The sequence below is a fragment of the Lunatimonas lonarensis genome (genome assembly GCF_000390185.1).
Lineage (GTDB): Bacteria > Bacteroidota > Bacteroidia > Cytophagales > Cyclobacteriaceae > Lunatimonas > Lunatimonas lonarensis.
This window is the reverse complement of sequence record NZ_AQHR01000104.1, coordinates 74,268-92,085: the sequence shown is the minus strand read 5'-3', so window position 1 is coordinate 92,085 and position 17,818 is coordinate 74,268. Positions and strand designations below refer to the sequence as shown.

Genomic DNA, 17,818 nt, shown 5'->3' with positions numbered 1-17,818 from the left:
GAAAAAAGGTTTGGAATGGACTCCCAAAAGCGGTAAATTTGTGCCTCAATTTCAACAGATAAGAAAATTAAACAAAAAGTCCTACCGGGATCAACCATAAAAGTGCACCTTATAATGGGAAAGGTAACTCACCATTTTTGTCTGCACTGACCTAATGCGGAATCTGGGGGATGATAAAAAGATTAAATAACACACAAATGAAAAAAGACATTCACCCTAATTACAGAGAAGTTGTTTTCTTTGACACGTCCAGTGAGTATAAATTCCTGACCAAATCCACTATAGAAACAAAGGAAACGATCGAGTGGGAGGACGGCAAGGAATATCCGCTCGTAAAAATAGAGGTAAGTTCGGCTTCCCATCCGTTTTACACCGGAAAGAAGATGCTCTTGGATACTGCCGGAAGGGTGGAAAAATTCAACAAAAGATACAAGAAAAACTAAGAAATTTTCTTTATATAGTACACTAAAAGTCTGCGGATTGATTTAATCCGGCAGACTTTTTTATTTTTGCAGGTATGGACTACTTCATTCTTTTTGATGACCCCAAATTGCGGGAAAATCTTCTACCGCTTACATTCACCCGACCAATCGCGGATCTTCGGATTGGAATATTGAAAATCAAAGAGAAATGGGAAGCCTATTTGTCTCACAAAACGGGTGTTTTGACTGCACCCTACCTACAGCAAAAATTCCCCTATAACAACCAGCCCGCGTGGATGATCAACTCTGCGGTATTTCCCGATGCCCGACTCGCGGAACGGATTCTTGCATTGGACAAAACTGAATCACTTTGGCAAAACGATACACTAATCGCTTTCTACAGTCAGGATCCCAAAAATTGTTCATTTGAGAAAAGCAGCTTCAAAATTGGACTTACCGTCGATAGCCCTGTTGTGGTTTTGAAAAACCTTTGGAACCTATTTCAATTCAATGGTGACCAAATTCGCGCTGATTTTACCCTACTCACGAGACGACGAATTTCCTCAGGCTGCTCTGATGCCTATACGCATATCTATAAGGAGTCAAATGTATTTATAGAACCGGGGGCTTCCATCAGGGCGTCCATTATCAATGCAGAAAACGGACCTGTCTACATTGGAAAAAACGTACAGATCCTGGAGGGAAACCTGATTCGAGGACCCTTTGCCATCTGCGAGGAATCGGTGTTAAGTATGGGATCCAAAATGCGGGGTGACATTACGATAGGCCCGAAGTGCAAAGTAGGGGGGGAGGTTTCCAACTCGGTATTTCAGGGATATAGCAATAAGTCACATGATGGTTATCTGGGCAATTCGGTGGTAGGGGAATGGTGCAATCTGGGAGCAAACACAAATACATCCAATATGAAAAACAACCACAGCAGCATACGGGTTTGGAGCTATCCGAAGGAGAACTTCGTGGACTCCGGATTACAATTTTGTGGTTCTTTCATCGGAGACCATGCGAAGCTTGCAATCAGCACGATGCTCAACTCTGGGACAGTGGTCGGAGTGGGTGCCAACTTGTTCGGAGAGGGCTTTCCTAAGAAACTGGTCCCATCGTTTGCTTGGGGTGGTCCAACCGGATTCAGTTCATTTGAACTGAAGAAGTTTGAAGATGCCGCCTCAAGGGCAATGGCATTGAAAGGTGAATCTTTTTTGGAAGTAGACAGGTCAATATTGCAGCATGTTTTTGAATTGACGAGGTCATTTAGGATCTGGGATAAGGATTTTTAACTATTTTTACGGGGCTAACTATGCAGTTTTCATCGATTCCAGGATTATCCGAAACCAAATCAAAGCTGATTCAGGCTAGCCGCCAGGATCACCTCGCGCACGCATTGCTGTTTCATGGCCCGGAGGGAAGTGCCGCACTCCCCATGGCGTTGGCACTGGCCGCCTATGTAAATTGCGAAAATCCAAGCCCAACAGATTCTTGCGGTACCTGTCCTTCCTGTCAAAAAGTAGCAAAATTAATCCATCCAGACCTGAATTTCGCCTTCCCAATTCCCGGCTCTTTAATCCCCGACAGCGACGATGAGCCCAAAAAAAAGGTGGATATTCTGAAACCATGGCGCAGCTTTTTATTGAACAACCCCTATTCGAATCTACATGACTGGATTTTGTATTCCGGCTTTGACCGACAATTGATTATTTCAAAGGCAGGCGCCAAACAAATCATACAAACCCTCTCGCTCAAATCATTTGAGGGCGGATATAAAATCATGCTGATCTGGACACCGGAGCTTATGAACCTGCAATCGGCAAATGCCCTTCTCAAAATACTCGAAGAGCCCCCGGCAAAAACCCTGTTTTTCATGGTCTCCCATCATCCGGAAAGACTCCTAACCACCATTCTCTCACGAACACAAAAAGTATTGATACGTGGCTTTTCAGATGAGGAAATCATCTCTGAGCTAGTTGATCGAGGTCTATGCAGCGAGTCAGCGGCCCTTCAGTTGGCACCTCTTGCCGATGGCTCTATGCGGGAGGCTTTTCTGCTTGCCGACGAAGTCAAAGACGAAAATACTTCCAAAGTTCGAGACTGGCTGCGAATTTGTTACGGAAGAGATATCAACGCCATCTGCGCGTTTGCCGAAGAGTTTTTCGCCTACCCAAAAGAGAGTCAGAAAACCCTGTTGCTCACAGCCATAAACGTACTTAGGGAATGCCTCATCGATAAAAGTCAACAAACACAACTGATGCGTAGCCCGGAGAGCGAGCGCGAATTTATCCACAAGCTTGCAACCAATGTACTTACCACGGAGAAAATAGATCAAATTTACCAACAATTGGGAGAGGCCTACATACACCTGGAGCGAAACGCAAACTCCAAGATACTTTCTTTGGATTTATCTCTCTCCGTTGCCCGGATTTTGAGGTAAATCCAATGAATGACATGAAGCCAGAAATTATTGTCCCTCAATGGGATTACTACCAACCATGCGACCGCCCCAAAAGATCGTAGCAGATCAGGTTGGCAGGGGCAATATTTGACCGTTGGAATAAAATATTATACGCATGAAGAAAGTTATTGGACGCAGGGAAAAAATCAATCTGCCCGACTGGGATCTGTGGGGAATCAGTGGCAAGGTGGACACCGGGGCCTACACCAGCTCCATTCACTCGGAATATGCAGAGATGATCAAAAAAGGGGATAAATCCTACCTTCGGTTTACGGTTTTGGATCGAAGGCACCCAAAATACACCGGGAATGTGATCGAAACAGATGATTTCACCGTGAAAAGTGTAAAAAACTCATTTGGAGAGGCGCAAAACCGTTACCAAATTGCAACCACAATTGAGCTGTTTGGCGAGAAGTTTGATGCTGAGTTCACCCTTTCCGATCGTAGTCGAATGAGAAACCAAATATTGTTGGGCCGGAAGACATTGAAGGGTCGGTTTGTTGTGGATGTTGATCTGACCGATCAGTCAAAAAAAATGGCAAAATTGGCCGGTAGCCGAAAACATGGAAAAGGCACGGATTTACCAGACACCATTTAACCAAGCAAAACCCACAGGGCAGCTGACAATGCCAACAAAAGAGATACATAAACAATTGAACCTTAGGCCATGAAGATTGCGGTATTATCCCGAAATCCACATCTCTATTCGACCAAACGAATTATGCAGGCCATTCAGGAGGCCGGTCATGAAGGAAAGGTTATCGACCACCTGCTATGTGATTTGGTGATCGAACAGGAAGGCCCTTCCATTATCTACAAAGGGGAAAAACTCGATGATATCGATGCGATTATACCAAGAATCGGTGCTTCTGTAACTTTTTATGGCACTGCGGTGGTGCGTCAATTTGAGTTGATCGGTGCCTTTTCCGCCGTTGAATCACAAGCCATCGTACGAAGCAGAGACAAGCTGCGCAGTTTGCAGATACTGTCAAGAGAAGGCTTGGGAATGCCAAAAACAGCGTTTACCAATTTCTCGAAAGGAGGCGAAAAGCAATTGGTGGAGCGCGTGGGCGGCGCTCCTTTGGTCATCAAACTACTCGAGGGGACACAGGGGCTTGGAGTCGTATTGGCAGAGACCAAAAAAGCCGGCCAATCTGTCATCGAAGCGTTTCATGGCCTAAAAGCACGGATCATTGTACAGGAATTCATCAAAGAGGCAAAGGGAGCAGATATACGTGCTTTCGTGGTCAACAATAAAGTAGTCGGGGCCATGAAACGGCAGGGTGCAGAGGGCGAGTTTCGCTCCAATCTCCACCGTGGAGGAAAGGCGACCGTAATTAAACTCAGCAAGGAAGAAAAAACCGCTGCCCTGAATGCTGCCAAAGCACTGGGACTGGCCATAGCGGGGGTGGATATGCTACAATCCTCCCGAGGCCCCCTGATATTGGAAGTAAACAGTTCCCCAGGACTGGAAGGGATAGAAAAGGCTACCGGAATCAATATTGCAGGCAAGATCATTGAGTTTGTGGAGGAATCCGTGATCAAACAAGCGCAGAAAAGAAAAAAATTTCATTGAATGAAACCAATAAAAATAGGCACAAGAGGAAGTAAATTGGCTTTGTATCAGGCTCACTATGTGGCCGAACTATTGGCTCAGAGGCAAATTAAGTCCGAGATTGTCATCATAGACACCAAGGGTGATCAGATAATGGACGTGGCTATCTCCAAAATCGGAAGCAAGGGTGTCTTCACCGAGGAACTGGAAATACAGTTGGAAAAAGGAGTGATTGATATCGCCGTACACAGTGCGAAAGACATGCAATCTACGCTCCCCGAAGGCTTCGAGCTCATAGCTTTTACCGCTCGGGAAAAGACCAACGACGTAATCGTAAGCCACCACGGATCAGTAAATCTGGCCGATACTGCCAAGCCCTTGGTATTGGGCACGTCGTCCACCCGCCGGGTGGCCACCCTCAAGCATTACTACCCGCATGTAATGACAACTGAAATCAGGGGAAATCTACAAACCCGCATCGCCAAAATGGAAGCGGGTGTCTGTGATGGGTTGGTATTGGCCTACGCAGGCGTGCACCGAATGGGATACGACAGCCTGATCAAACAAACCCTATCCTTGGACGAGTTTACACCTGCCGTGGGACAGGGCTCCATCGCCGTCGAAGCCTATCAAGGTCTCGGACACACCTTTCGACACCAAATCACACAAGCCGTTCACAACGCTGAGACTGGCTTTTGCTTGCAGGCAGAACGGAGCTATTTACGGGTTTTGGACGGGGGCTGTAGCATACCTATTTTTGCATTGGCAAATTATACAGACAATCAGATACACCTTAATGGGGGAATTGTTGATCTGGATGGTACACGACGTATTCATAAACAGGTGATCGGGCCTCCCGAAAGTGCAGAAAGCCTTGGCAAAGAGCTTGCCAATTTGGTTTTGGATGCCGGTGGGGGAGAAATATTAACTAGCATCAAACAACAACTCAACAAATGAACACTAAAAGCTACCAATCACTGACACTCGCCTTCCTTTTAGGGACTGTCGCTTGGGCCTGTTCGACCGAGAAAGACCATCTAGTCACTATAGAGACGCGGCATGGCAACATGTATGCGATCCTATATGACCAAACACCAGCCCACAAAGCAAACTTCCTGAAACTTGCCAATGCTGGCAGGTTTGACTCCACCGAGTTTCACCGGGTGATAAATGAATTTATGGTTCAGGGAGGCGATGTATTCGGCCGCGAAAACCTGCCTGAGTCCGAATGGTACACCGTGCCGGCAGAGTTTAACCCCGACCTGATTCATGAAAAGGGAAGCCTGGCCGCTGCCCGACAAGGTGACAATATCAATCCTGCCAAGCGTTCTTCCGGTTGCCAGTTTTATATTGTGCAGGGTAAGGTATACGACGAGCTTTCGCTTACAACTGATATGAGGAAACTGCAGGAGGCCTTCATGCGCTACATTCAGTTGGAAAGCAACAAGGCCCTGCGCGAAAAATATCTAGCCCACTATGAAAAAGGGGAGTACGACAGTTTGAACGCGATCATGCTCTCCAAAAAGACAGATTTGGAGCAGTTCCTGAGTGTAAACCTGGAAACCGGCAAACGAAAAAACCAGATTGAAGCCTACACGACCGTGGGTGGGACTCCCCACCTGGACGACGCCTATACGGTATTTGGCAAGGTAATCAAGGGATTGGACGTTTTGGATAAGATCGCGGCGGAAAAAACGGACCGCAGCGATAAGCCCTTGGATCCTGTATACATGAAAGTGATGGTCAGTGAGATGAATAGAAAAAAAATAACCGAACAATATGGATATGAATACCCAGAAGATTAAACAGCAAACACTGCTGATCACCGGAGCAAATGGACTTCTGGGACAAAAACTGGTAGCGCAGGCTTCCTCCAATCCCAATTTCTTGGTAATCGCCACCGGCAAAGGAACTTGTCGCTTACCAAACGATGGGCTTAATTTCCACTACGAACAAATGGATGTCAGCGATCCGGCGGACATTGCCCGGGTTTTTGAAAAATACCAACCGGAGGCGGTCATTCACGCCGCATCCATGACAGATGTAGACAGGTGTGAAATCGCCAGAGACACTTGCTATACCCAAAACGTGGAGGCCACCAGATGGGTCATGGAAGCCTGTACTACCCACCAAAGTCACTTGATATACTTGTCTACTGACTTTATCTTCGATGGAAAAAATGGCCCCCATGACGAGGAGGCCGCTCCCAACCCGCTTAATTACTACGGCTGGACCAAATTGGAAACAGAACGGATTATACAATCCGCCACGTGCCTTTGGTCCATCGTTCGTACTAACCTGGTTTATGGCATAGCGCACGACCTCAGCCGTTCGAATATAGTACTGTGGGTGAAACACGGACTGGAAAATGGAAAAGAACTTAGGCTGGTAGACGATCAGCTTAGAACGCCCACGCTGGCAGAAGACCTGGCCTATGGATGCCTCCTTATAGCCGAAAAACGAGCTACCGGGATTTTCAACATTTCAGGAAAAGATCTGCTCACCCCATACGATATGGCGCTAATGACCGCTAAGCACTTCGGCTTAGATGAGGCCCTGATCATACGAACCGATTCCTCCCAATTCAGCCAAGTTGCAAAAAGGCCCTTAAAAACGGGATTATGCATCGAAAAGGCTCGGAAGACCCTTGGATATGAACCCAAAAGTTTCGCAGAGGGAATTGCTATTGTAACAAAACAGTTTAATTTAGCCTCCACAAAATAAGATACGGTTCTTTCAAACCATCAACCATCCAGAATACCATGCAGAAACCAACCAGAGTGCCGAAAAGAGGGCAATGGGGATCCACATTTGGCTTTATCATGGCCGCCGCAGGCTCCGCTGTCGGATTGGGAAACATTTGGCGTTTTCCCTATATAACCGGTCAGAACGGAGGAGGTGCTTTTGTACTCGTTTATATTCTATGTGTCCTATTGATCGGCCTGCCTCTTTTGCTCAATGAAATCGCACTTGGGCGTAAATCAGGCAAGAACCCCGTGGGCGCAATCCGGGTAACGGGCGGCAACCGATTCTGGCAGAGTGCAGGCATACTTTGCGTACTCGTTTGTTTCGCCGTATTGAGCTATTACTCCGTCATTGCGGGCTGGACAATCGGGTATATCTTTACCGAGTTAATCAATATACCCGTAGATTTTTCAAACTTCGTCCAAAACCCCCTTTTGGTTATCCCCCTCTGTTTCGCGTTTATCCTGGCTACCATTGCCATTGTTTTGGGCGGTATTTCTGGAGGTATCGAAAAAGCGGCCAAATTTCTCATGCCTATCCTGTTTTTGATCATTGTGCTGATCGCTGCCCGGTCGGTGACTTTACCTGGGGCTGCAGCGGGGATAGAGTACTACTTATCTCCTGATTTCAGCAAGATTAACGGAAGGGTCATCCTTTCCGCATTGGGACAGGCATTTTTTAGCATGTCCGTAGGTTGGGGGCTTATGATCACCTTTGGATCTTATCTTCCAAAAGACGCCAACATCATCAAATCGTCCGGTTGGATTGGCGGCATGGATACCATAGTCGCACTCATGGGAGGCTTGATGATCTTTCCTGCCTTGTTTGCTCTCTTGCCAGGTGAGAACCCGGACGGTGGCCCTGCCTTGGTATTCAATGTGCTTCCCCGGGTATTTGATCAGATAGATCCCTTTGGAAACATAATTGGGGCGATGTTCTTTGTTCTGCTCTTCGTCGCTGCCCTTACCTCCAGTATTTCCATGTTGGAAGTTCCCGTAGCCTATTTTATCGATGAGCGTAAATGGTCGCGAAAGAAAGCCACTTGGACGATCGGAATCGCAGCCATGCTCTTGTCTATCCCTTCTTCGCTATCGGCTGTTAATGGCAATTTCTTCCAAAAAATCTCCTTTTCCTTTTTTGGAAAACCTATTGCCGGCTTCTTTGATATGATGGATTTCTTCTTTGGTACCATGGCGGTGGTCGTGATCTGCCTTATGCTAAGCCTTTATACCGGTTGGGTGAAAAAAATCAAGACCTATGCAGATGAACTGGCAAAAGGTGCCCCTAGGTTCGATGGATTTCCAAAGCAGGCCTGGGTGTTTTTCATTAAGTGGATCTGTCCGATCGTGATTCTTCTCGTCCTGCTCAACATGGTGGGCGTGTTTGGAGAACCCGGCGAAGCTGGATAAGGCCCAAAAAGAGATGGCTGCCCGTTTAATACAAGCAGCCATCTCTTTTTTACCAAACAATACGTATACTACCAATTTCTTGGAAAATTCGGATTAAAATCGGTAGCTACATCCGGTTTTTCTTTGATCCTTTCATTTTTTGGAGGTTGGGGCTTCTCTATCTCGGTTGCTTTTGCCTTTGATTTCTTTTCTTCCATGATCGAATAAAGCTCTTCCCTACTAACGGCATTCACCTTACTGTTTTTTGAAGCGCTCTGCACCATTTCCTTGGTAACCGTCTTGATGGAACTGTCAACCTTCGCACCTTTATGTATCAAAATCTCCTCGGTAATAATGTTTCCGGAAACGGAAGCAGAAGAAAAAATCGTGGTTTCTCCTGAGATATAAAGATCACCCACCACCTCACCACTGATGGTGATTTCCGATGCGATTATGTCGCCCGTGATGGAGGCCTTCTCTCCAACAACCACCTTTTTATCGGTTCGAATGCTACCTACCAATATGCCGTCTGCCCGTATATCACTTTTCGAAATGATATCCCCTGTCAGCTCAAACCCCAGCGACAACACCGTTACCTTGCTAACGTTCGCCGATTCCTCCTGCTGTTTGTTGGATTTAAATTTCATCTTTCTATAATTTGTTTCTAATCGGTCAAATACCCTGCCCCTATCCATCGAGGGCATCTCGCATTTTTGATAGTCGTACCAGCCTGTGGCGGCTACACCCTTCCGTTCCTCTTATGCTGGACAGAATTCAACAATCAGTTTTGGTAAGACTAACAAACTCTTCTATTTTCCGTACACCTGAACTAGAGACCTGAAGCAACGCCAGCAAAACTTGTCATTTCGAAAAGCAAACCTTCGCCAACCTAGCCTTCAGTTTCTTGCTTAAAAGTGGTGATGATCGTGGAACTATTGCCAAGATCAATTCCCACAGCCTTGTCTTTTGCTCCCCCGTTTATGGCCAAGCTATTGTAACAATAGCCAATGGACGCCAATTGTTCAGGATTTTCCGGTACATGAATATTCAACAAACCGTCAAATTCTTCCTTAAACAAAGTTACAAGCTCTGTGTAGTTTGCTCCACCTCCTGCAAGGTATAGATCCTCCGACTTAGCAAAGTCTCGATCTGTAAATGCCTTCCGAATAGAGGGGGAAATAACATCTTTATAATACTGCTCGATTACCTGCTTGCGAAGATCCCGTAAATCAATACGCTTTCTGTTAAGGATTATTGTGCCTTGACTGAAGTTTTGATCGATCTGATGCTCGGTCTTTAGATCGAGGTAATTATCCTTCTGAAGCTCTTTGGTAATCAAATTAACCGCATAACGCAACCCAAAGGTAGAGACACTGGAACGCTGTACCAATCCACCCTCTGTACTAAGGATAGCCTCCATAGTGCCGTAACCAAGGCTGATCATGAAGAAATTCCTCGGAGCATTTGGTACGATCTGCCTTACGGCCATACTCGCCCCAACTACCTCGGGAACAATCGCTACACGGTCTACCTCTACCGCCATCTTTTTACGCCCTCCGCCTCCAAAGGTCTGCGTATCAAATTCGATAATATGCTCGTTCTCAAGAAGCCGATAGGCACTTTCCTTAAAAACCTGAAAGGTCGAAAACGGAAATCCAGTGGTAACGGTAATTGGACTGCCCAGTTTTTGGGAGGCCAACAATAATGCAGCCTTCAGAAAAATCCGATAATCCACCTCTTCGGGCGAGCTATTTATGTTTCGGTGGGGAGAGGTTCCTTCTGATAACGCCAACTCACCTACCAAGTAGCCCACATTGTCATGGTATACCTTTAGTCCGGAAACCAAATCCCGGGCTACATTCCGCAATTCCAAGTTGCTGCTTTCCAAGACACTTGGATACTTAATTACTTCTATCATGGATTCTCGTTGTTCAATTTATGCGTTAGAATAACAAATTACTTCCAATTTCCGGCCAAGGAGGGACGCAACAGACCCTGTCTTAAACCTTTTCTTTGAACACAAAGTTTGAAAGGTTTTGACAAAAATGCAAAGGTAGCCCACCTACCCTATACAGACACCTCCAAGAATTCTTCCTTACCAAAACAGCAAAAACCACCTCCTATCTTACTGGTTCGGAGAGAGAAATCAGGAAATTATCTTCCCTAATATGTGCTATTGAAGCTTTTTGAATGTTCTTGTCAAAATATTTCACTTTTTGCGAATTTCAACCTACGTTAAAGTTTGTTCACAAATTATCGCTTTATTGTTTAAAATACAAACACTCGCCTATTTTGTGGATGCTTTTTATCAGAAATCTCAAAAACCACTAGTGGACGGGTTAAACTAGGGGAGCAAACTCCCTATTTTTTTATATTTTTTCCATCAGTACACTAAAGACCTCATCTAAATTCGTTAGTTTATACGAAACATGTTGAATCAAGCAAGCATGTCTAGCCGGAATACACCCGAGTGGTAACATCCATGTCAGTATACCCAAATTTGGGATAGATCGCCAAGATATTTGGTGCGGAACAAATCCAAAAACGCTTATTATGAAAATTTTCAGACTCATGCAAGAACCAAACACCATCGTGAAAACAGGAATCGTCGTTTTGATGGTATCCATTTCCCTACTAGCAAACGCACAGGAGTTTTCCATTGGCCCCAAACTGGGCATATCGCAGGGAGACATCCGGGTAAATGGCGAAGGCTTTAGCAGCGGAGACAGTAGGTTAGGTTATCACTTGGGTCTTTTTGCCCGTCTCGGTGGCAGCAAAATTTTTATCCAACCCGAAATACTATACACAAACACGGGTGGAGAAATCCAAAATTCACAAAATCAGGGCAACACCACCTATTCGGTCTCCTTTAACCGCATCGATACCCCGATCATGTTTGGGTTCAAAGTGGCCGATTTTTTCCGCGTCCAGGCTGGACCTGCCTTCAGCTTTCTGATCAATTCAGAGGTAGAGACAGATAATCCAGGCGTACCCCTTCCAAATTACAACCGAAGCACATTGGGATATCAAGCAGGTATAGGAGTTGACATAGCCAATATGATTTTAGACTTAAAATACGAGGGGCCATTTAGCCGGCAAGCGGAAAGCATCGCAGGATTTCCCACAGACCAACGACAAAACCAACTTATTCTGTCCTTGGGAATCCGTCTTTTCTGACAAAAAAATAAAAAATCAAATCCGGTCAAGCAATTTCCTAGGTTTAACACCCAGCTTCCGATACGAAGAAGGCGTCATTCCCGTCACCTTCTTGAATTGGGCCGAAAGATGCTGCACGCTGCTGTAGCCTAACATGTAGGAAGCCTCACTCACTTGAAATTCCCCATAACTGAGCCATTCCTTCACTTTCTCTATCTTCAGCTGGATAAAATATTTTTCGATTGTTATACCTTCGGTGCTACTGAAAAGATGACTTAGGGTAGCATAGTCTTCCCCAACACCCTGCGATAAAAACGCCGAAAGCGAAAAGGAGGCTGGTACATCTCCCGAGTGAACCAACTCTACCAAAAGGTTTTTTATGGATTCTATCCGTTTGGCTTCCTTTGATCTTAGTAGTTCAAATCCCAGCTTCTCAAGCTCCCGAGCGACACGCACCTCTGAATCGGACGTCAGCGGATCTCGAAGCACGACCCTTCCCAATTCAACCTCGGCACCGGAAATGCCTTCCCGCACCAGCAATTGCTGTACCGCCAGTATACACCTCGTGCAAACCATGTTTTTTACTGCCAAAACCTGCATGACCAAAAAACATCCCGAAGACAAATAAGATTCAAAAAAAAGAGGATGCTTCCCTCAGGAAACACCCCCTTTTTGGTGGCAATTGGTGGTTAATGTGATGCTTTTTTTTAATAGACTATCGTACCGAAACAAACTTGCCGAAGCCTTCAGCATCAACAATCTCAAAGGATACATTCCTCAGGCTCCGCAGGTTTTTAAAGTTGAACTTTTTACCGAATTGATCGTCCGAAAATTTCTCTTCATGAATGACCGCGTTACCTTCATAAATCCTCAAGGTCTTCTCCTTCTTATCAAGGTTGTTTACCAAAAGAGCGATGGTCTGGTGATTGAGCACCTTGGTGTCGGCAAAAAAGGCCGGAGTAGCCTGTTCAGGGGCTAAGGACACCTGAAATTCGCCCATCTTGGCACCATTGGAATCCGATACTTGGAAACTATATGTACCTAATTCCAATTTCCCCAGGTCATAGTTCCTGAAAAAAACCTTATCGGCGTCGATTACGTCTTTGTAGACAATGGCGTTTTGTCCATTTTTAATCGAGACAACCACTTTTCCATCCGGAATGGAAAGGTACTTTAACTGATACTTCGAATCCCCTACTTTTTTAAATGTCAAAACAGGATCTGGCTTTCCGGTTTCTGTAGCCGCAAACGATGCAAAGGTTGCGCTTAGCGCGACGAGTGTTGCAATAATTAATCTCATGGTGTTAAAATTTTGAAGGTTTGTAAAATGAAATTTTAAACCTCTTCTCCGGAAGTATGCCGGCAAATTATTGATTGAGGTTAATTACTTTGGGCGGGTAATTGAATCACTTACGTAAGTATGGTACAAATGTATATCCTAAAATCACTCGTTGCAAATTAATCAATAAAAACATTTATTAATTAACGATTAGTTAATATTTAGTAATAAATATTAAAAATATGAAAATATAGCAAACTCCAAAAAACTAACCGGAAGAAAGTTTTTTTCAGAACATAATTCCTTAAAAAAACAAAATACCAAAAATTAAATTTTTTACCCTTCAGATAAGCCAAGGTTACAAAATAAACCAATAACCGGGAAAACAATGAATCAAATAAATTGAAAGGTTCCTTTTTTAACCGTCGATTCACCGCTTCAACCTAAACTTGTAAAATACGTTGTAACTACGCTCCACCTCCGGATCTGCATTGTCATTGAGATAGACATGCCCATTCACGTCGGCAAAATCCAAATGCCCTGGCCTGGGGAATTCATCCAACACACCGATCTGCTTACCTCCACTCACCCATATCCATCGCATCTTGCTGTACAAAGCCATCGCCTCCTTGTACTCTGGGGTATTGTAATATTGCTCCGATCCAGCCCGAAGCTGACGCATGACATCAGTCGGGATTTTGGTGGAAAATACGGCTACCAAATCATCCCCTGCATACCGAAGGTCAAAAAATGAAGGATAATCGGAAAACTGATCCTCCTCGGAAAACTTCACAACCGGAACTTGCAAAGGACGGTCTTTATGGAAAAGCTCGACCGTATCTCTCAAGATGGGCTCCTCTCCCGAGAAATCGTAGACAAAAAGCTGATTCCCCTTTACGGGCAGTACCGCCATTTCCTGCTTCCCCGGATGAAATGCCATAATCACTCCCGACCCCACAAAGGAGCCCTCGATTCTCGGAGTCCATCCCTTTGGATAGGTTTCCAGCAGTTGATGCGTAGAATCGGCCAAGCTATACCTGAACAGTATATTTGCCGAATCGTAGTAGGCAGCACCTATCTCTTTTGGATTTAGCTCCACTGGATTCACCAAATTAGATTCTTTCCCCACCAAATAGGCTTTACCCCCTTTAACATAAGGATGAAAATTGGTCTGATAGTGATAAACCGACATGCCAAACATCCCCTTTTGCAAAGAAGGCAGATGGGTTAGCTTTTTCCCGGCCAAATCATACACATGGTATCCGTTGAACACCACCTCGGCAACCCACCGGTCTCTACCTAAGAGACGGTATCCAAAGGCCCCATTGGCGCCCAGCCCGTTAGGTCCATCATCCAGCACATCAAAGACCTGCAAAATCGTCCCCTTTTCGTCTACCAAATAGGGTTTTCTGGAGCGCAAGGCGCGCAACAGAAAATACCCTGTCTCTGGCGAATAGTCATCTATGACCAGTGTATTCAGTTCATCGACCACCAAGCTATCTACCAGCTCCAGCGTAAGCTTAGTAGCAGGGCCTACCTCCCGGTTCTCTTCAGATGAAGTACAGGCAACGGTGCAGTAGGCCACCAAAAAATATACAAAGCCAAGCTTTTTCATACATGAACTCATGAAGGTGTTTGTTTAGGTGTCGAAGTTACCGCTTTGTGCTTGCTTTTTTGCCACAAAAAAACGGGCAGTGCCCAAAAAACGCCAATCATACTAAATATCAGGCCGCCGATCGTACCAATGGCTAGGGAAAACCAAAATATCTCGTTTTGTCCTTCCATGATAAATGGAATCAGACCAAAACAAGTGGACAACACTGTCAGCAAAATCGGCGTTGCTTTTCCGGCCACGGCTTTTAACAGATTGCGGTTGTAGACTCCGGTCTTGCGGTTGTTGAGATCGTTGACGATGAAAATGGCGGCATTGACGGCAAGCCCTCCCAACATGACAAATGCCGCATAACCTCCTTGGTCAAAGTAAAAATCAAACAGGGAAAAAATCAGAAAGAGACCAATAAAAGAGATGGGAATAATGAAAATAATGACCAAAGGCTGCTTAAAATTCTCAAACAATACGGAACATATGAAGAATATCCCCACTACCAACACCGCCAAAAGCCCGTACTGACGCTTGGCTTTGCTATAGTCCCAGCTATAGGTTTGCTTGGTCGCCGTATAGCCCAATGGAAGGGTGGTCTTAAGTTCTCCCAATACCTGATCCAGGTATTCCCCTCCGAACTTGGCCGAACCCATATATTCGAAGGAAACCAACCGAATATACTGCCGATCCTCCTTGTGCAGAGAACTGGTAGTCGTTTCCTTTTTCAGCGTTCCAAAACTACCAACCCTAAAAATCTCTTTTTCCCCCGATATCAAACTGGTATTTTCCAAGTCAAAGCGGGAAAAACGATCTGAATCCCGCTCTTTGATAAAGACACCGTATCGACGATCGTCCACATTGACGAAAAGGGAGGCCGACTGGGGCTTGGCCACATCATCCAAGGCACTTACCATTCGGTACATATCGGTACCACCTAAGCTCATGCGGTCCTGATCAAAACGCAGGACATATTCCTCTGTCTTTCGTTCGTAGTAGCTCAGGCGTTCGTTTGTATTCACTTCCTGAATCCGTCGATGGGTTAGAAGTTTCTCCGCCAATTTTTCAGCCTGCCGCTCCAGTTCATCAAAGTTATAGCCCCGCATCTCCACACGGAAGGAGGGTATCCCCTCTCCTCCCGGTCCGGTAAAAAAGCCCTGCCCAACACCATATATATTCCACCTAACCCCACTCCAGTCAGTAGACTTCATGGCCAGCTTTCCCTTCAATTGGTAAGGCAGTGCGGATCGTTCATAAGCATCTTTAAAGGTGATTTCTATCCGTGCACTTTGCCCGGAGGACACACTGGTTACGAATTTATCGATCCCCTCTACGCCTTTTAGGAACTCCTCAAATTCCCGTATGATATAATCCATTTGCTCCAAGGTATTTCCAAACGGAAGCGAAGCGTTTACAATGAGCCTGGTTCGCTCCGGTTCACGGTATTGGGATTTCTCAAAAACGCCTCTCACAAACATGCGCATCGACCCACCAAGTGCCTTATCTACCCAAGGACGTATCTCTTCTTGATAGTAGGTACTACCTATACTTTTATTGTACCAATCCTGTCCATCCCACCTAGAAGGCAGGTAGAAGACGGGGAGCCCAAACAATAGAATCAACAGAAAAACAAACGTCTTGCGGTAGGATGCAGTAAAGGCAATCGCTCGCTCCATCCGTAAAAAACCCCTTACCCTTCTTCTGAGAGCGGCAAAGGATAAACGTCTGCCAGCAGTCCGCTTTTCCCCAAAAAGCAGCTGGTACAGGGCAGGGGTAAAACCCAAAGCGACCAGCAGTGAAACGCCTAGCATGACAGCAACCACCACGGAAAACTCTCCCAGATTTTTACGGTCTTCCTCGGGTAAAAGAAACACCATTAGTAATGCGGCGATAGTGGTCAGGGAAGCCGCCAGCAAGGCGAGAAAAACCTTCCTGTTGCGATGTTTATGCAGGTGATCGATCATAATGATCGTATTGTCTACAATCAATCCAAAGGATATCGTCAGACCCGCTAGAGAATATAGATGGATATCAATCCGAAGCAAATAGAGGATGATCACCGTGAGGCTCAAATTGACTACTATACCCAAAAACAGCGTAGTCAGATACCGTAGGTTTCGGTTCACCAAAAAAATGAACACTACCAGTATCAGAATAGAGAGTCCTGATCGCTTGTATATCTTTTTAAGTTCCTTGGCCAGGTATTCGGTACTGTCTGTCTCCAGTCGCACGTCAAAGCCTGCCGGCAAATGAACCGATTGCTGATCTATCAACTCCCGGATACGCTGTGCCAAGAGCACCTTGTTGACACCATCCCGGCTATAAATCGTCATGGTAACGGAATTGTTCCCATTGATTCGGTAATAATTGGTAGCTTCTTCTTCCTGAAGGGACAGTACGGCTACATCACCCAAAAAAAGGTCCTTCCCCTCAAAAGTACCAAGGTGAAGGTTCTGTAGCTGTTCCAATGCCGTGAGCGAACGATCCACGGTCAGGAACAGCGACTCGCCAGACGCATTGATCACCAGTCCGGGATACTGCAGGCCAAAGGCGTTTCTGATCTTGGAGGCCAACGTGCTACGGGTCATCTTCAGTGCCTGTAGTTTTTTTATATCGTACACTATAAACAGGCTCAGGTCGGAAGCTCCCCGTACGGAAATCTCCTCTATTTCCTCGATGCGGTTCAGCGCAGACCGCAGGACATCTTCGGTGATTTTCTTGATCTCGAAAGAAGCGAAGGGTCCGTTGACGCTAAACCTTAAAATGGGCGAACGCTCATTGACATTGCGTTGCGCTGACTGGGTTACATTGGGATAAGAAACCTTGGAATCCAATGCGGAGTACACCTGTCGGATCAACGATGCCACCTCAAACTGCTTGTATTCCATGTCCGTGTGCTTATCAAACCGAAGCGTGATCGATCCCTTGTTATATTCCGAAACCGAATTAATCTTTTTCAGCTCGGTCAGCTGGCTAAAAACGCCTTCCAAGGGGGAAGTGGCCAATTTTTCCACCAATTCGGGAGATGCATCCCTTACTCCATAGGAAACGTTCAGCACAGGCTCACGCTCCCTAGGATTCAGATCCACCGATAACTTGGGTATCAGCGCGAACCCAATGATGGACACCACAAAAAAAGCAACTACTAACCGAAATGGTGTCATATCTTTTCTGTTTTTACGTTTTCCACTAGTGTATGCATCCTTATT

16 protein-coding genes are annotated in these 17,818 nt (G+C 45.6%); 10 read left to right on the top strand and 6 right to left on the bottom strand.

Features of this window, described 5'->3' with window-relative positions; all coding sequences use genetic code 11:
* Positions 1–197: 197 nt before the first annotated feature.
* The 9 genes from ADIS_RS18015 (at position 198) to ADIS_RS17975 (ending at position 8,595) form a co-directional block, all read left to right on the top strand.
* Complete coding sequence (locus ADIS_RS18015; protein WP_010856109.1) at positions 198–443, top strand: type B 50S ribosomal protein L31; 246 nt, start codon at positions 198–200, stop codon at positions 441–443.
* Positions 444–517: 74 nt separating this feature from the next.
* Complete coding sequence (locus ADIS_RS18010) at positions 518–1,717, top strand: putative sugar nucleotidyl transferase (RefSeq protein ID WP_010856108.1); 1,200 nt, start codon at positions 518–520, stop codon at positions 1,715–1,717.
* 20 nt (positions 1,718–1,737) lie between these two features.
* Entirely contained in the window at positions 1,738–2,865 is a 1,128-nt protein-coding gene (locus ADIS_RS18005; protein WP_010856107.1) for a DNA polymerase III subunit, read from the top strand.
* A 136-nt stretch (positions 2,866–3,001) separates the two neighbouring features.
* Positions 3,002–3,484, top strand: coding sequence for an ATP-dependent zinc protease family protein (locus tag ADIS_RS18000; RefSeq protein WP_010856106.1), 483 nt, complete (start codon positions 3,002–3,004; stop codon positions 3,482–3,484).
* A gap of 69 nt (positions 3,485–3,553) precedes the next feature.
* Positions 3,554–4,462 (top strand): 30S ribosomal protein S6--L-glutamate ligase, encoded by a 909-nt coding sequence (gene rimK / locus ADIS_RS17995; RefSeq protein WP_035806821.1) that lies wholly within the window; start codon positions 3,554–3,556, stop codon positions 4,460–4,462.
* Positions 4,463–5,398: a hydroxymethylbilane synthase gene (gene hemC, locus ADIS_RS17990; protein WP_010856104.1), complete on the top strand. Its 936-nt coding sequence runs from the start codon at positions 4,463–4,465 to the stop codon at positions 5,396–5,398.
* Complete coding sequence (locus ADIS_RS17985) at positions 5,395–6,246, top strand: peptidylprolyl isomerase (protein ID WP_035806818.1); 852 nt, start codon at positions 5,395–5,397, stop codon at positions 6,244–6,246. The genes hemC and ADIS_RS17985 overlap by 4 nt, the downstream gene beginning before the upstream one ends.
* Entirely contained in the window at positions 6,227–7,165 is a 939-nt protein-coding gene (locus ADIS_RS17980; protein ID WP_010856102.1) for an SDR family oxidoreductase, read from the top strand. The genes ADIS_RS17985 and ADIS_RS17980 overlap by 20 nt, the downstream gene beginning before the upstream one ends.
* Positions 7,166–7,203: 38 nt before the next feature.
* Positions 7,204–8,595, top strand: a complete 1,392-nt coding sequence (locus ADIS_RS17975) for a sodium-dependent transporter (RefSeq protein ID WP_035806816.1) — start codon at positions 7,204–7,206, stop codon at positions 8,593–8,595.
* 68 nt (positions 8,596–8,663) lie between these two features.
* On the opposite strand, the gene ADIS_RS17970 is transcribed toward ADIS_RS17975, so the two are convergent.
* A complete protein-coding gene (locus tag ADIS_RS17970) occupies positions 8,664–9,221 on the bottom strand; it encodes a bactofilin family protein (RefSeq protein WP_035806857.1) in 558 nt (185 codons plus the stop codon).
* A 242-nt stretch (positions 9,222–9,463) separates the two neighbouring features.
* Positions 9,464–10,492 carry a ParM/StbA family protein gene (locus tag ADIS_RS17965; protein WP_010856099.1) on the bottom strand — a complete coding sequence of 343 codons (1,029 nt, stop codon included), beginning with the start codon at positions 10,490–10,492 and terminating at the stop codon, positions 9,464–9,466.
* A 635-nt stretch (positions 10,493–11,127) separates the two neighbouring features.
* Between ADIS_RS17965 and ADIS_RS17960 the strand changes: the two genes are divergently transcribed.
* A complete protein-coding gene (locus ADIS_RS17960; RefSeq protein ID WP_010856096.1) occupies positions 11,128–11,751 on the top strand; it encodes a porin family protein in 624 nt (207 codons plus the stop codon).
* Between the two features lie 15 nt (positions 11,752–11,766).
* Here the strand turns inward: ADIS_RS17960 and ADIS_RS17955 are convergent, their stop codons facing one another.
* The 4 genes from ADIS_RS17955 to ADIS_RS17940 form a co-directional block, all read right to left on the bottom strand.
* Positions 11,767–12,306, bottom strand: coding sequence for a helix-turn-helix domain-containing protein (locus ADIS_RS17955; protein WP_238325454.1), 540 nt, complete (start codon positions 12,304–12,306; stop codon positions 11,767–11,769).
* 139 nt (positions 12,307–12,445) lie between these two features.
* Complete coding sequence (locus ADIS_RS17950; RefSeq protein ID WP_010856094.1) at positions 12,446–13,030, bottom strand: hypothetical protein; 585 nt, start codon at positions 13,028–13,030, stop codon at positions 12,446–12,448.
* Positions 13,031–13,439: 409 nt separating this feature from the next.
* Positions 13,440–14,636: a hypothetical protein gene (locus ADIS_RS17945; protein ID WP_010856092.1), complete on the bottom strand. Its 1,197-nt coding sequence runs from the start codon at positions 14,634–14,636 to the stop codon at positions 13,440–13,442.
* A complete protein-coding gene (locus tag ADIS_RS17940) occupies positions 14,633–17,773 on the bottom strand; it encodes an efflux RND transporter permease subunit (protein ID WP_010856091.1) in 3,141 nt (1,046 codons plus the stop codon). Before ADIS_RS17940 ends, ADIS_RS17945 begins: the two co-directional genes overlap by 4 nt.
* Between the last annotated feature and the right edge of the window lie 45 nt (positions 17,774–17,818).